11 protein-coding genes and 1 pseudogene are annotated in these 14,683 nt (G+C 62.9%); 2 read left to right on the forward strand and 10 right to left on the reverse strand.

The window, feature by feature from the left end; translation table 11 throughout:
* Positions 1-28: 28 nt before the first annotated feature.
* The 5 genes and pseudogenes from MESS4_RS22300 to MESS4_RS22320 all read right to left on the reverse strand — a co-directional run bounded on the left by MESS4_RS22300 (position 29) and on the right by MESS4_RS22320 (position 7,944).
* Positions 29-3,190 carry an efflux RND transporter permease subunit gene (locus MESS4_RS22300; protein ID WP_006335818.1) on the reverse strand — a complete coding sequence of 1,054 codons (3,162 nt, stop codon included), beginning with the start codon at positions 3,188-3,190 and terminating at the stop codon, positions 29-31.
* Positions 3,187-4,500 (reverse strand): efflux RND transporter periplasmic adaptor subunit, encoded by a 1,314-nt coding sequence (locus tag MESS4_RS22305; protein ID WP_006335819.1) that lies wholly within the window; start codon positions 4,498-4,500, stop codon positions 3,187-3,189. The genes MESS4_RS22300 and MESS4_RS22305 overlap by 4 nt, the downstream gene beginning before the upstream one ends.
* A 421-nt stretch (positions 4,501-4,921) precedes the next feature.
* Positions 4,922-5,468 (reverse strand): annotated as a pseudogene (locus tag MESS4_RS22310) (LysE family translocator).
* Positions 5,469-5,486: 18 nt separating this feature from the next.
* Positions 5,487-6,059 (reverse strand): acetolactate synthase small subunit, encoded by a 573-nt coding sequence (gene ilvN, locus MESS4_RS22315; RefSeq protein WP_006335824.1) that lies wholly within the window; start codon positions 6,057-6,059, stop codon positions 5,487-5,489.
* A gap of 88 nt (positions 6,060-6,147) precedes the next feature.
* Positions 6,148-7,944, reverse strand: coding sequence for an acetolactate synthase 3 large subunit (locus tag MESS4_RS22320; RefSeq protein ID WP_006335825.1), 1,797 nt, complete (start codon positions 7,942-7,944; stop codon positions 6,148-6,150).
* Positions 7,945-8,392: 448 nt separating this feature from the next.
* On the opposite strand from MESS4_RS22320, the gene MESS4_RS22325 reads away from it, so the two are divergent.
* Positions 8,393-10,195, forward strand: coding sequence for an NAD(P)/FAD-dependent oxidoreductase (locus MESS4_RS22325; protein ID WP_006335826.1), 1,803 nt, complete (start codon positions 8,393-8,395; stop codon positions 10,193-10,195).
* A 55-nt stretch (positions 10,196-10,250) separates the two neighbouring features.
* On the opposite strand, the gene MESS4_RS22330 is transcribed toward MESS4_RS22325, so the two are convergent.
* The 4 genes from MESS4_RS22330 to MESS4_RS22345 all read right to left on the reverse strand — a co-directional run bounded on the left by MESS4_RS22330 (position 10,251) and on the right by MESS4_RS22345 (position 13,122).
* Positions 10,251-10,775, reverse strand: coding sequence for a DUF1269 domain-containing protein (locus MESS4_RS22330; protein ID WP_006335827.1), 525 nt, complete (start codon positions 10,773-10,775; stop codon positions 10,251-10,253).
* Positions 10,776-11,083: 308 nt separating this feature from the next.
* On the reverse strand, positions 11,084-11,359 hold the full coding sequence (locus MESS4_RS34055; RefSeq protein WP_006335828.1) for a hypothetical protein: 276 nt from the start codon (positions 11,357-11,359) through the stop codon (positions 11,084-11,086).
* Between the two features lie 30 nt (positions 11,360-11,389).
* Complete coding sequence (locus tag MESS4_RS22340) at positions 11,390-11,974, reverse strand: HD domain-containing protein (protein ID WP_006335829.1); 585 nt, start codon at positions 11,972-11,974, stop codon at positions 11,390-11,392.
* Positions 11,971-13,122: a gamma-butyrobetaine dioxygenase gene (locus MESS4_RS22345; protein WP_006335835.1), complete on the reverse strand. Its 1,152-nt coding sequence runs from the start codon at positions 13,120-13,122 to the stop codon at positions 11,971-11,973. The genes MESS4_RS22340 and MESS4_RS22345 overlap by 4 nt, the downstream gene beginning before the upstream one ends.
* 97 nt (positions 13,123-13,219) lie before the next feature.
* On the opposite strand from MESS4_RS22345, the gene MESS4_RS22350 reads away from it, so the two are divergent.
* The gene (locus MESS4_RS22350; protein WP_036241881.1) at positions 13,220-14,107 is read left to right on the forward strand and encodes a LysR family transcriptional regulator; all 888 of its coding nucleotides are present in this window, start codon (positions 13,220-13,222) and stop codon (positions 14,105-14,107) included.
* Between the two features lie 2 nt (positions 14,108-14,109).
* Here the strand turns inward: MESS4_RS22350 and MESS4_RS22355 are convergent, their stop codons facing one another.
* Complete coding sequence (locus tag MESS4_RS22355) at positions 14,110-14,637, reverse strand: N-acetyltransferase (RefSeq protein ID WP_006335841.1); 528 nt, start codon at positions 14,635-14,637, stop codon at positions 14,110-14,112.
* Positions 14,638-14,683: the final 46 nt, after the last annotated feature.

Below are 14,683 nucleotides of genomic sequence, written 5' to 3' on the forward strand. Positions count from 1 at the left end.
ATCGGGCGCACCGACGACCCTGCGGCCTCTACTCAGCCGCTGCCTTCTGCGGTTCGCTCAGAGGTTCGTCATCGGGGCCGAACAGGGAAGGCTGTTCGACGGTTTCGACGACATGCAATTCGGGCCTCCGCCTCGGAAACAGGCCGAGCAGCCAGCCGGAGAAATTCTCGAAATAGACATAGATGACCGGCGTGACGAACAGGGTCAGCGCCTGCGAGGCAAGCAGGCCGCCGACGACGGCGACGCCGAGTGGCTGGCGCAACTCGGCGCTGGCGCCGGTGCCGAGCGCGATCGGGAAGGTGCCCATCAGCGCCGCGAGCGTCGTCATCATGATCGGCCTGAAACGCATCAGGCACGCCTTGTGGATGGACTCCTTGGCGGACATCCCCTCGCGCCTGAGCTCCAGCGCGACGTCGACCATCATGATGCCGTTCTTCTTGACGATGCCAATCAGCATCAGGATGCCGATCACCGCGATCACCGAAAGGTCCATGCCGGCGAAGCGCAGTGCAGCCACGGCGCCCAGCACGGCCGACGGCAGGCCGGTCAGGATGGTGAGCGGATGGATGAAGCTCTCATAGAGGATGCCGAGAACGATATAGATGGTGAGAATGGCGCCGCCGATCAGCAGGCCCTGATTGGCAAGCGAATCCTGGAACGTCTTGGCCGTGCCGGCGAAGCTGGTCGAGATCGTCTTCGGCATGCCGATCTGCTCCTTCAGCGCGGCGATGCGGGCGGTACTGTCGCCGAGCGCCACGCCTTGCGGCAGATTGTAGGAGATGGTCACCGCCGGCAGCTGGCCGAGCTGGTTGACGGTCAAGGCGCCGGCCGTGCGATCGACGCGGGCAAAGGCGCCGAGCGGCACCAAGCTGCCGCTCGCCGTCCTCACCTGGATGGCCAGCATCCGCTCGGGCGACCACTCGATCTTCGGATCGAGTTCCATGATGACTTCATAGCTGTCGGCCGAACCGAAGATGGTCGACACCTGCTGGGTGCCGAAACCGCCATAAAGGCTGGAGCGCAGCGTATCGGTGTCGATGCCGAGCGTCGCCGCCTTGTCGCGGTCGATCACCAGCGACGCCTGCAGGGCGTTGTTCTGCAAATCGCTTGTAACGTCGGTGAAGGCGCTGTGATCCGCGACCATCGCGTCCGTGAGCTTTTGCGCCCAACTGTCGGTCGCGCCGGTGTCGAGGCCTTGCACGACAAGCTGGTAGGCGCTGGCCGAAGAGCGGGCACCGAGACGCAGATTCTGCACCGGCTGCATGTAGGCCTCGATGCCGGGCACGTTGGCAAGCTGCCGCCGCAGATCCGATTGCACCTTCTCGATATCGGGGCGCTGGTCCTTGGCCTTCAATTGCACGAAGAGCTGGCCCTGGTTGAGCGCATTGCCGCCGCTGCCGGCCGACCATGCCACATGATCCACATAGGGCGAATGCGAAAAGACGTTCGCCACCTGCCCTTGCAGCTTCACCATGGCGTCAAAGGAAATGTCCTGGCGCGCTATGGTCGTCACCGAAATCTGGCCGATATCCTCCTGCGGGAAGAAGCCCTTCGGCGAGACCTGGATCAGCCAGGCCGACGCTGCCGCCGTCCCGATGAAGACGAGGAAGACCAGGAAAGTATGACGCAGGCAAAAGCTCAGCAACCAGCCATAGCCGCGCGTGATCAGGTCATGCTTGTGGCCCTCGGCATGGGCTTCCCGCTCGGCTCTCGACACCGACAGCAACCGTGAGCACAGCATCGGCGTCAGCGTCAGCGAGACGAACATCGAGGCCAGGATGGCGACCGTCACCACGACGGCGAACTCGTTGAAGATGCGGCCGATCACCCCACCCATCAAAAGCACGGGGATGAACACCGCCACCAGCGAGATCGAGATCGAGATGATGGTGAAGCCGATTTCGCGCGCGCCTTTCAGCGATGCCTCGAAGGCCGAGAGCCCATCCTCCTCCATGTGACGGAAGATGTTTTCGAGCATGACGATGGCGTCGTCGACGACAAGGCCGACAGCGAGCGTCAGGCCCATCAGCGAGATGTTGTCGATGGAAAAGCCGAACAGGAACATCACACCCAGCGTGGCGATGAGCGAGATCGGCACCGCCACAGCCGGGATGATGGTTGCCGTCACCCGGCGCAGGAACACGAAGATCACCGTCACCACCAGCGCGATGGTCAGGAGCAGCGTGAACTGCACATCGTCGACGGCGGCGCGGATGGAAGTCGAGCGGTCGTTGAGCAGCTTGATGCTGGCGGCCGCCGGCATCTGGTCCTGAAAGGACGGCAGCATTGCCTTGACCTGGTCGACGACATCGACGGTATTGGCATCGGGCTGGCGCTGCACGGCCATGATGATCGCGCGGGTACCATCGTACCAACTCGCGGTCGTCGTGGTCTGCACCGAATCGATGACGCGCGTCACCTCGCCCAGCCGCACCGGATGGCCGTTCTTGGTGGCGATGATGAGATTGGAAAATCCCGCCGCATCGGTCAGTTGCGTGTTGGCGGTGATGGTCAGCTGCTGCTTGTCGTTCTGCAGCACGCCGAGCGGCGTATTGCTGTTGGCGGAAGCGATAGCCGTCTGCAACTGGTCGATCGAGATGCCGCGCGCGGCGAGAGCGGTCGGATCGATCTGGACGCGCACGGCATATTTTTGCTGGCCGAAGATCGAGACCTGCGCCACGCCGTCGATGGTCGACAGCGACGGCGAGATCACGTTCTCGGCAAAGGCATCGAGGTCGGTCAGCGGAACCGTGTCGCTGACCAGCGACATCAAGAGGATCGGCGCATCGGCCGGATTGACCTTGCGATAGCTCGGCGGGGCCGTCATCTCGGGCGGCAGCGACTTCAGCGTACGCGCGATCGCCGCCTGCACGTCGGCCGCGGCCGCGTCGATGTCGCGGTTGAGCACGAACTGGATGGCGATCGAGGTCTGGCCGAGCGAGTTGGTGGTTGAGATCGAATCGATGCCGGCGATGGTGTTGAACTGCTTGATCAGCGGCGTCGCCACCGAGGTCGCCATCGTCTCCGGCGAGGCGCCGGGCAGCGACGCCGAGACGTTGACCACCGGAAACTCGGCGCTCGGCAAGGCAGCCACCGGCAGGAACTTGTACGCAAACAACCCGCCCAGCACGAGCGCAAACGACATGAGCAGGGTGGCGACAGGCCTGCGAATGCAGAATTCGGAGATCATGGCTGCGTCCCGCCCGCCTTATCAGCCCCGTTTGCTTTATCGACCTCGGCAACCTTCGGCGACGACTGGTCGTCGGAGCCGGCCGACGCTTTGCCTTCGCGAACCGCGGCACCATTCTTCAACTTCGTCTGGCCTTCGACGACGACACGCTCACCGGCCTTCAGCCCATCGCTGATGGCGCTGTTTTGGCCCTCGGTCAGCGCTACCTGCACGGGCCGCATCTCCACCGTGCTGTCGGGCTTGACGACGTAGACGAACGGCCCCTTCTGGCTGGGCTGGACCGCGACCGTGGGAACCGACGTCATCCGCGGCATGAGGCCGGCATCGAGCACGACATTGACATATTGACCTGGCCACAGCGACAGATCGGCATTCGGCACGCTCGCCCGCGTCGCGATCGTGCCGGAGGCGGTGTCGACGCTGGAATCGACGAAATCCAGCGTTCCCTTGCCGATCGGCGTCGGGTCGCCATCCCTGGTCAGCGTCACCGCGCCTTGGCTCGGTGCCGCCAACGCCTTGTGCAGCAAGGCAAGATCGCCTTCGGGAAGATTGAAGTTCACCTGCAGCGGGTCCATCTGGGTGATCGTCACCAGCGGGGTCGTCGACGAACTGTTGCCGTTGCTGGTGGTGACGAGATCGCCGACCGCGACGCTGACCGCGCCAAGCCTGCCGGAAATCGGCGCCGTAATGGTGGCAAAGCCAAGCTGGACGGCGTCGGCGTCGAGCGTCGCCTTGTCGGCATCGACGGTGGCGGCGGCCGCCTTTTGCGCCGCGACCGCCTGGTCATAGGTCTGTTGCGTGCCGGCTTGCTTGGCGACAAGGTTCCTGGCGCGGATGAGATCCGCCTCGGCGCTGGCCAGCAATGCCTGGTCCTTGACCAAGGTCGCCTGGTCCTTGGCCTGTTGCGCCTTCAGCGCGCGGTCGTCCAGCGAGAACAGCAGGTCGCCTGCCCTCACCATCTGTCCGTCCTTGACGGCGATCGACACGAGCTGGCTGGAGACGCGGGCGTTGATGCTGACCACGGCAGGCGACGAGACAAAGCCGATGGCATAGCGGCGAATCGGAAAGTCCGCCGTCGAAGCGGTGGCCGCGACGACCGAGGTCGAACGCGCGCCATTGGCGCCCCCGCCTGCCCTGTCGGCGCCCGACTTGCCCGCGCCAGGTTTGTCTGCGCCAGTCTTGTCCGCAACGGCCGTCTGCTTCGGCGACAGCAGCTGCTGAACCTTGCTCATCGCTGCCGGCGAAAGGTAGAGGCCGGCCCCTGCGAGGCAGGCCACCGCGACCACTGCAAGCACGATCTTTCCGCGCATCGACAACTGCCCTCTCATCCGACACGCCGAACCCGGTGGTCTCGGTCTACCTCAAATCACGCCGCGCCTTGCCGCGAATTCGCCGAATAGATAGGACACGCCTTGGGCGGAAAAGGGCCAAAACACGGCATTACGAAGATTTAATGTGCAGTGCACAATAAGCCGGCACTGGCCTAAGGTGTGTTGAGATTCAGGTCAGGCCGAGCCGAAAATGGTGGGTTTCGAGAACCGGAGCGGAGCGGACATTCGGGTCCGTGAGCGCGCGCATGACCCCGAAAATCGGAATCGATTTTCGGAAAGGATCGTGCACAAACCAAAAAATGCTACAGCGTCCTTTGCGCGTCCGAAAGGACGCGCGGCGCTGTAGGAAGCGCAGAAAACCGCCGTTTGCAGGCCGGCCTCACCTGAATATCAGCACACCTTAGCGCAGCATCGGCCACAGCGTAGCCGCCAGGAGCACGCCCATGGCAATGTTGAACCATTTCAGCCGCACCGGATCCAACAGGAAACCGCGCAGCGCCGTGCCGAAACCCGCCTATACCGAAACGCTCGGCGGATTGACGATGGCGAACGCCCTCGAGATCAGCACCACCGACAGGAACAGATGGTCCGCATCGCTGTAGAGGGCCATGGCGGTGATCGCCATCACCCATGCCTTGCCTTCGCCTCGCCCTTGCTGTTGAGCGAACGCGACATGGCGATCTTCCAGGCGAGATAGAGCAGATAGGCGCCGCCGGCGATCTTCAGTCCGGTGTGCAATACCGGAAATGCCGTCAGCACCGCGCCGAGCCCGAGGCCGACGCCAAGCAACAGCACGAGGAAGCCGATGCCGATGCCCAGCATGTGCGGAATGGTCCTGACGAAGCCGAAATTCACCCCGACGCCAGCAGCATGAAGTTGTTTGACCCCGGCGTGACCGAGGTCACGAAGGCGTAGACCAGCAGGGCAAGGAAGGCGTCGAGGGACATGGACAGAACGCCGGACGACTACATCCCCTGCGGGCCGCGGTTCAACGCCGCCACGCCGGTGCGGCAGATTTCGACCAGGCCGAGCGGCTTCATGATGGCGATGAACTGGTCGATCTTGGAGCCCTTGCCGGTGATCTCGAAGATGAAATGCTCGGTGTTGGCGTCGATGACGCTGGCGCGGAAGGCGTCGGCGAGCCTCAGCGCCTCGACGCGGGCTTCGCCGGTGCCGGCTACCTTCACCAGCGCCAGTTCCCGCTCCAGCGGCCGTTCCTGGCCGAGCTCCTGCGACCGCACGGTGAGGTCGACGACGCGGTGCACCGGCACGATGCGCTCGAGCTGGTGCTTGATCTGCTCCAGCACATGCGGCGTGCCGCGCGTCACGATGGTGATGCGCGACAGATGCTTCTCGTGCTCGGTTTCGGAGACCGTCAGGCTTTCGATGTTATAGCCGCGGCCGGAAAACAGGCCGATAACCCGGGCAAGCACGCCCGGCTCGTTGTCGACCAGCACGGAAAGCGTGTGATTCTCAGGCTTTTCCGTTTCCTTGGCGATGAAATAGGCGGAGCCGGTGGGTTGAAGCTGTGCGTTCATGACATGAATCTCGATTTCAAACTCTTGGCGCTAATTCTCTGTTTCCGCGCGGCTTCTTCCGACAAGCCCTGCCTCGGCTTGGGGAGCGCTACACCAGTTCCCTGCCCTTGGCGTCGATGGCATTGGCCACCGCCTCGTCCGTCGCCTCGTCGGGCAGGAGCATCTCATTATGCGCCTTGCCCGACGGGATCATCGGGAAGCAGTTGGCGAGCGTCGCCACGCGGCAATCGAAGATCACCGGCTTCTTCACCGAAATCATCTCCCTGATCGCGTCGTCCAGCTCGTCCGGCTTGTCGCAGCGGATGCCGTGGCCGCCATAGGCTTCGGCCAGCTTGACGAAATCCGGCATCGCCTCGGTGTAGGAATGCGACAGCCGGTTGCCGTGCAGAAGCTGCTGCCACTGCCGCACCATGCCCATATACTGGTTGTTGAGGATGAAGATCTTGATCGGTGCGTCGTGCTGCACGGCGGCACTCATCTCCTGCATCGTCATCTGCACCGAGGCATCACCTGCAATGTCGATGACCAGAGCATCGCGATGCGCGATCTGCACGCCGAGCGCCGCCGGCAGGCCATAGCCCATCGTGCCCAGCCCGCCCGAGGTCATCCAGCGGTTCGGCTTTTCGAAATGATAGTGCTGCGCCGCCCACATCTGGTGCTGGCCGACCTCGGTGGTGATGTAGGTGTCCATGTCCTTGGTCAGCGCGTAGAGCCGCTGGATGGCGTACTGCGGCATGATGACGTCGTGGTTCATCTTGTAGGCGAGCGAATCCCGCGCGCGCCATTTCGCGATCTGCTCCCACCACGGGCGGAGCGCCTTCTTGTCGGTCCTTGCGGTCGCCCGCCACAGCCGCACCATATCCTCCAGCACCCGGCCGACATCGCCGATAACAGGCACGTCGGTATGGACGTTCTTGTTGATCGACGACGGATCGATGTCGATATGGATCTTCTTCGAGTTCGGCGAGAACGCGGTGAGCCGCCCGGTGATACGGTCGTCGAAGCGCGCGCCGACGCAGATCATGACGTCGCAATCATGCATCGCCATGTTGGCTTCATAGGTGCCGTGCATGCCGAGCATGCCCATCCAGTTCTTGCCCGATGCCGGATAGGCGCCAAGACCCATCAGCGTCGAAGTAATGGGAAAGCCGGTCAGGTCGACCAGTTCGCGCAGCAAATGGCTGGCCTCCGGGCCGGAATTGATGACGCCGCCGCCGGTATAGAGGATCGGCTTTTTGGCGCCCGCCATCAGTTCGACCGCCGCCTTGATCTTCTCCAGATCGCCCTGGACCTTCGGCTGGTAGCTCGTGCGCGGCGCCGTTTGCGGCGGCACATAGATGCCCTTGGCGAACTGCACGTCCTTCGGGATGTCGACCACGACCGGACCCGGACGCCCGGTCGTGGCGACATGGAAAGCCTCGTGAATGATTGCCGCGAGCTCGTTGACGTCCTTGACCAGCCAGTTGTGCTTGGTACAGGGGCGCGTGATGCCGATGGTGTCGCATTCCTGGAACGCATCGGAGCCGATCAGCGAAGTCGGCACCTGCCCGGTCAGGCAGACCAGCGGGATCGAATCCATCAGCGCATCCTGCAAGGGCGTCACCGCATTGGTGGCGCCTGGTCCCGAAGTCACCAGCATGACGCCTGCCTTGCCTGTCGAGCGCGCATAGCCTTCCGCCGCATGGCCAGCGCCCTGCTCGTGACGGACGAGGATATGCTCGACCTCGTCTTGCTGGAAGATCTCGTCATAGATCGGGAGAACCGCGCCACCGGGATAGCCGAAAATATGCTTGACGCCATTGTCCTTCAGCGCCTGCACCACCATTTCGGCGCCAGTCATTTCGGTCCTTGGCATTTCGCGCCGCTCGCTCTGTCCACTGCTCATCGGTCTGGTCCCGTACTGTTCGCCATCGGGCGATTGCTGGTCGTTTAGTCGTGTTTCGGGCAATAAAAAAGGCCCCCGAGGGAGCCTGTGTCTTGCGCATGGGGGGTTTTCGCCCGGCGGTTACACCGCCTTGCCCACGCGCTTTCCTACGAGAATGAGTGCCGTTTTCATGGTGGCGGACAATAGAATTGGTTTTGCGCCGCTGTCAACGGGGAATGTGTGTGACATCGACAGGTTCGGATCAGTCCCGCTTCGAGCCGCCTGTTTCGCCGCTGGACACCGTTTCAGCAGCCCCCAGCGGCGCCAGAGTCTCGATAAGTTGCTGAAACCACACCAAACTATTTGACGACGTGACGCGGTGCGCATTTTGCCGCGATACTCCGGCCGACCGAGCTGGGGGGGCCGGCGAAGCCATAGCAAACGACCAGCACGTCACGGGAGGAAATTGATGCTCGACAAGGCCCTAAACACGAAACTGTCAGACCTGCTCGACCGGTTCGGCGCAGCACTTGCCGCCGGCGATATCGACAGCGCGGTCGGATGCTTTCAGGAAGACTGTTACTGGCGCGATCTCGTCACCTTCACCTGGAACATCAAGACCATGGAAGGCCGCGACCAGGTGCGCGACATGCTGATCAGCCAGTTGGCAAGGACAAAGCCCTCGAACTGGGCGATCGCCAAGGGCGAGGATGCGAGCGAAAGCGACGGGCTGCTGGAGGGCTGGATCAGCTTCGAGACGGAGGTGGCGCGCGGCTTCGGTCACATCAGGCTGAAGGATGGAAAGATCTGGACGCTTTTGACAACCATGGTCGAGTTGAAGGGCCACGAGGAGCCGGCCGGCTTCGCCCGGCCGATGGGCGCCAAGCATGGCCACGGCAAGAACCGGCCAACCTGGAAGGAGGAGCGCGAGAAGGAAGCCGCCGAACTCGGTTTCAAGACGCAGCCCCACACGCTGATCATCGGCGGCGGCCAGGGCGGCATCGCGCTCGGCGCGCGGCTGCGGCAGCTCGGCGTGCCGACCATCATCGTCGAGAAGAACGAGCGCGCCGGCGATTCATGGCGCAAGCGCTACAAGTCGCTCTGCCTGCACGACCCGGTCTGGTACGACCATCTCCCCTATATCGACTTTCCCAGGAACTGGCCGGTCTTCTCGCCCAAGGACAAGATCGGCGACTGGCTGGAAATGTACACCAAGGTCATGGAGCTGAATTACTGGTCCTCCACGGAAGCCAGGAGCGCCACCTATGACGACAAGAAGAAGGAATGGAGCGTCGTCGTTCATCGCGACGGCAAGGACATCACCCTGAAGCCGAAGCAACTGGTGCTGGCCACGGGACAATCCGGCAAGGCCAACATGCCGAAATTCAAGGGCATGGACAGCTTCAAGGGTGATCAGCACCATTCCTCGAAGCACCCCGGCCCCGATGCCTATGCCGGCAAACGCGCCGTGGTCATCGGCTCGAACAATTCCGCCCACGACATCGCCGCAGCCCTTTGGGAAGCCGGCGCCGACGTCACCATGGTGCAGCGCTCGACCACGCATATCTCCAGATCCGACACGCTGATGGAAATCGGACTGGGTTCGCTCTACTCGGAAAAAGCCGTGCAAGGCGGCATGACGACAGCCAAGGCCGACCTCGTCTTTGCCTCCCTGCCCTACAAGATCCTGCACGAATTCCAGATTCCGGCTTACGCCGCGATGAAGAAGCGCGATGCCGAGTTCTACAAGGGTCTGGCGAAGGCCGGCTTCATGCTCGACTGGGGCGATGACGATTCCGGCCTGTTCATGAAATATCTCAGGCGCGGCTCGGGCTACTATATCGACGTCGGCGCGTCCGACCTGATCATCGACGGATCGATCAAGCTGAAAAGCGGCGTCGAGGTGAAGGAGATCAAGGAGCATTCGGTCCTGCTCGGTGACGGATCGGAACTGCAGGCGGACCTCATCGTCTACGCCACCGGCTACGGCTCGATGAATGGCTGGGCGGCCGACCTGATCTCCCGAGAGGTCGCCGACAAGGTTGGGAAATGCTGGGGCCTCGGCTCGAACACCACCAAGGATCCCGGCCCCTGGGAAGGCGAATTGCGCAACATGTGGAAGCCGACGCAGCAGGAGGCGCTCTGGTTCCACGGCGGCAACCTGCACCAGTCACGCCATTATTCGCAGTTCCTGTCGCTGCAGTTGAAGGCGCGGCACGAAGGCATCGAAACACCCGTCTACGGGCTGCAGCAGGTGCATCACAAAGATTAGCAGGCGGGATAGTGCATAGAGGGAGGTGCGGCGAATGCCGCGCCTCCCTCTGTCGTCAGGCGGCAGGTGCGGCGGGCGCGGACACCGGCTGGCTCTGTGTGGCTGCCAGCGCGTCACGCAGGGCCTGCTCCTTGGTATGGTCGAGCGATGTTTTCAGCACGGTGCCGCCCGATCCCTTCATATCCTCGAGTACCTTGTCGGCTGTCATCTTGCGGACCAGCACGAAGAGTGCCGCGTTGCCGGGCTGAAGGCTCGACCCGAGATCCTTCATGAACTTGTCGTTGATGCCGAAATCGCTCAGCGCGCCGCCAAGTGCGCCCGAGGCCGCGCCAACCGCCGCCCCTACGACCGGCATCAGGAAGATCATCCCGACGAGCAGCCCCCAGAAGCTGCCGGAGACTGCTCCAGCGGCGGTTGGGTTGAAGAGTTGATTGAGCTTGACGTCGCCGCTCTCCTGCTTCACGGCGATCACCGCATCGCTGAGTTCGATCAGGTATTCCTTCTGCAATTCGAACAGCCGCTTGCGCACCTTTTCCGCTTTGGCTTCGGTCGGATAGACGATGGCGATCAAATCGGACATGGAATAGCTCCTTGTTGGCTTGCAAATGCTCGGCAGGTCCGCCTCATGCTACGAAATCTTCGTGACAGCTATTGTTTGCTTCGCGTCGCTCAAACGGCGAGGCGCGCCCGGGCATCTTCGGACGGCCACAGGCAGGCACCGCGAGAGGCCGAAAGATACTCGAACCAGTACTTGACTGTCTATCTGCCCGGCGATGCCATTCGAGACACGAGCGTACCGGTCAGCGACTGCGACCTGACATCGGCACATCCGTGCAGCCCGCGCGACGTTTTCCGCCGCGCGGGCTCTTCCATTTCAGGCCCTGAACATCACGCCCCTCGCCTTGGCCCAGCGCTCGAGATCTTGCGCTCCTCCAGCGAGGCGAGGCGATTGCCGAAACCGCGCACCTGCACCGCACGGTTTTGCGGATCGAGCTCGATCATGTGCTCGGCATCGATGGGTTCGAGCGAGCCGACAGCGGCGCTAGGCCCGCTGTGGAAAATGATCGGCAGGCAGGCGATAGCGCGCGTGACGGGCAGGCGCTCGCGGCAGCCATCCGGCCGGTATGCAGCTACTGCATTTTCGCCGTCGAAGCAGAAACACATGGGCTGTCTCCTCCCCGGTGATGGGCTGCGTCAGGCGCCATCGCGAAACTCGCGAACGACCCGCTGCAGAAGCGGTACATAATCGCGGAACGCCCGCGTCTTCATATTGGCAATCTTGCCGCCTTCGTCCCAGATGCGAACCCGCACTGCTTCCTCGTGGAACTGGTTCTTGCGGAATTCGGCGACTTCATCGGCGCTCATGGGGCCGCCTTGCAACGACAGCGTATGCACCGATGCTTCCGAAAGCCGGGAGAAATAGGTCGGGTCGGTAGCGCATAGATATCGCTTGGCCGAGACGTGCAGCCTGACGCATTCGACGATAACCGGCGGAAAGAACGGCGCCAGCACTTCGCCGCCGGCCTCGTCATGGTGTTTGTCCTCGACATCGTCGGGCGAGTAGGTGCCGAATTCGCTGGTGTAATGGCCGATGTCGTGCAGCAGCGCCGCCGCCACCAGCACATCGGGCGCACCGTCTTGCTCGGCCAACCAGGCCCCCTGCAGCATATGCTCCGACATCGTCACCGGTTCGCCGAGGTAGGATTCGGCGCCCCGCCGCTCGAAGATGTCGGCTATGAACTCGACGATGTTGTCCGCGTTCAGGTCCTGGGCGCTCATTCCGCCGCCTCCTTGAAACCGTGTTCGATCGCCGCAAGCGTCGACAGCAGGCCGTCCTTGTCGGCGTAGCAGCCTTGCAGCCAGCGCGTGCCGGTGCCGGAAAACGCCTTTCGCGCATGCATGACGCGGGTGTTGTCGACGATGAAGGACTGCCCGGCTTCTAGCTTGAACGTCACCTCGAAACGGGGATCCTCGATCAGTTCGGCGAAACGGCGATAGGCCGCGTAGTAGGCTTCCATGTCGGCGAACGGCACATCGACGGTCGGCGCCAGCGAGCGGTTGTTGAAGCGGATACAGATCAGTTCGCCATCGGGCCCAAGCTCGATCATCGGCCGTTTCGCCTGCAGCCGCACGCCCGACGAACCGGCATATTCGAAGCGGGCCGGACATGAGCTCAACAGGCGAAACCCTTCCGGATTCTCAGCCTGCAGAGCGGTCGCAACAGCAAAGCCGTCGACGACACTGGACTCGCCGCCCTCTACCGTATTCTCGATGCAGGCCAGGATCTGCAATGTCGGCACCGGATCGCGATAGGGATTGTCGGTATGCGCCTGCAGGCCGAGATTGGTGTAGGCGAGATTGTTCGGATTGACCTCCGCGCGCACTTCGAACCAGCGGCCGTAATTGGTCTCCCTGATATAACCGAACAGTTCGGAAACCTTGCAAAGCGCGCCGGATTCGGTCGGCAGCCCGTCCATCACGGCAAAGCCGTAGGCCTTGACCGCCGATAGCCATTGCCGCAGGACAGCGCGGTCGCGGCTGGCCGCGGCGTAGTTGGCGCGCGGCACCGAATTTTGCATCGTGGCCTTGGTCCAGCGTACGGTTTCCTCGCCGGTCCAGCCGGGTTGACGGGCCGCGTCGCCATCATAAGCGTTGGCGCTCAGCCATGCCGCGGGGAAGCTGACTGTTTTCTGCTCGGGCGCGAAGCTGACCTCAAGGGCATCGTCCTTGATCGACGCCGCGTCGATCTTCGTAGCGGCCGGAATGTCGAGGATGGTAATGAGTCGCTGGCCGTTGCCGGCGCTGCGCGTCTTGTCGTCGAGCGCGTTGTCGCGCAACCATATTGCGTGAAAGCGGGTGCGCGTCCCGTCCTTCCAGCCAAGTTCGATCGTTCGTCCCTCGTCGCCGATCACCGCTTTCGTCAGCATGCCCAACAAGCTCCAGTCGTTGCTTCTGCTTGCATGCTGACGGCTTCTTAGGCATAACTCAAATTATCATTTTAGGACCAAAGGGCATAAAATTTTAATGGCTCAAAAAGCCGGCCGGAGCATGCCTCCTCTCGATTGGCTGCGCAGTTTTGAAGCCGCTGCGCGGCTGTCGAACTTCACGGCCGCCGCAGTCGAGCTCGGCCTGACGCAAGCGGCGGTCAGCCAGCATATCCGCTTTCTCGAGGAACGGTTGAAGATCAGGCTGTTCTCACGCCTTGCCCGTGGTGTGGCACTTTCGCCGGAAGGCGCCGCCTATCTTCCCCATATCCAGTCTGCATTTGCCACCATCGGCAACAGCACCACGGAACTGTTCGAGCCCCGCGCCATCCAGACCGTGACCATTCGAGCGCCAATCTCCTTTGTCCTGCTGGTGCTCGTGCCCGCATTGCCCGATCTTGCGAGAACCCTGCCGCGGATCCAGCTTGATGTGGTGACGATCCATCGCCCGACGGATTACGACCAGAGCGGCTCGGTGCTCGATATTCGCTTCGGAAACGGCGCATTTCCCGGGCGAGAAGCCGACAGGCTGACTGTCGAGCGGCTGGTGCCGGTGGCTTCCCCGGCCTTGGCCGGCAACGCCGATTGGACTTCCCTGCCGCTGCTTCTGGTCGCCGGAGCGCGTGAAATGTGGGCGGAATGGTTCATTGCCGCCGGCACGCCGGGACACCCCATGCGGTCGCATCGCTTCGACAGTTTCGTGGCCGCCATGGAGGCTGCCAAGGCGGGCGCTGGCGTGCTGCTGGGGTCGCGGCCGATGATCGATGCCGCGCTCGCCAACAAGCATCTGGTGACGCTTTCCGACTTCGAACTTTCGAGCAGCTTTGGGCACTTCCTGACACGGGCGTCGGCCGCGCCACTGACGCGGCCCGAGCAAGACGTCCGCCAATGGCTTCTGTCTCGTCTCACCAAAATGGCGTCGACGTGACGTCAGCGAAACTGGCCGATGCGCTTCCAGTAGATGAGCGTACCGGTCAGCCCGCCATGCGGCTTCAGCGCATAGTCGGGTATCTCGCCGGCCAGGGTGAAGCCCAGCCTCTCATAGAGACCCGATGCCCCCTCCTCGGTCGCCGTGTCCAGCACCAGCAGGGTGCGGCCCTTTTCGACGGCAAGGTTCTCGGCGGCCCGCATCAGGCGGGTCGCCACGCCCTTGCCGCGATGCTCGACGCGGGTCATCAGCTTGGCGATCTCGGCCCGGTGCGGCTGGTTGGGAGGGCAGTCGAGCAGCAAGGTGACGGTGCCGACCAGCACTTCGCCGTCCCATGCGCCGAGCACTGCTCTTTCGCCTCTTGCCGCCGAGGCAAGCGACTTCGCCCAGAAGGCGCCGGCAGCTTCCTGCGACAGCGGGTGCATGAAACTGACCGATCCGCCGGCCGCGATCGTCTCGATCAGCAGGCTGACCAGCATTGCATGCGTTCCCGCGGCCTGGGTCAGAGCCTTGATTTCGATGGAGTTCATGCGTGCGATGTCCTTTGATTGCGATGGAGCGATCGGCGTGATCCAG

It is taken from the genome of Mesorhizobium sp. STM 4661, from assembly GCF_000359125.1.
Lineage (GTDB): Bacteria > Pseudomonadota > Alphaproteobacteria > Rhizobiales > Rhizobiaceae > Mesorhizobium.

What these genes read in the sequence shown, in the direction of transcription:
- MESS4_RS22350 (WP_036241881.1), top strand. Translation starts at nt 13,220, where the DNA reads ATGGCTCAAAAAGCCGGCCGGAGCATGCCTCCTCTCGATTGGCTGCGC.
- MESS4_RS22330 (WP_006335827.1), bottom strand. Translation starts at nt 10,775, where the DNA reads ATGTCCGATTTGATCGCCATCGTCTATCCGACCGAAGCCAAAGCGGAA.
- ilvN (WP_006335824.1), bottom strand. Translation starts at nt 6,059, where the DNA reads ATGAACGCACAGCTTCAACCCACCGGCTCCGCCTATTTCATCGCCAAG.
- MESS4_RS22345 (WP_006335835.1), bottom strand. Translation starts at nt 13,122, where the DNA reads ATGCTGACGAAAGCGGTGATCGGCGACGAGGGACGAACGATCGAACTT.
- MESS4_RS22325 (WP_006335826.1), top strand. Translation starts at nt 8,393, where the DNA reads ATGCTCGACAAGGCCCTAAACACGAAACTGTCAGACCTGCTCGACCGG.
- MESS4_RS22300 (WP_006335818.1), bottom strand. Translation starts at nt 3,190, where the DNA reads ATGATCTCCGAATTCTGCATTCGCAGGCCTGTCGCCACCCTGCTCATG.
- MESS4_RS22305 (WP_006335819.1), bottom strand. Translation starts at nt 4,500, where the DNA reads ATGCGCGGAAAGATCGTGCTTGCAGTGGTCGCGGTGGCCTGCCTCGCA.
- MESS4_RS22320 (WP_006335825.1), bottom strand. Translation starts at nt 7,944, where the DNA reads ATGAGCAGTGGACAGAGCGAGCGGCGCGAAATGCCAAGGACCGAAATG.
- MESS4_RS22355 (WP_006335841.1), bottom strand. Translation starts at nt 14,637, where the DNA reads ATGAACTCCATCGAAATCAAGGCTCTGACCCAGGCCGCGGGAACGCAT.
- MESS4_RS22340 (WP_006335829.1), bottom strand. Translation starts at nt 11,974, where the DNA reads ATGAGCGCCCAGGACCTGAACGCGGACAACATCGTCGAGTTCATAGCC.
- MESS4_RS34055 (WP_006335828.1), bottom strand. Translation starts at nt 11,359, where the DNA reads ATGTGTTTCTGCTTCGACGGCGAAAATGCAGTAGCTGCATACCGGCCG.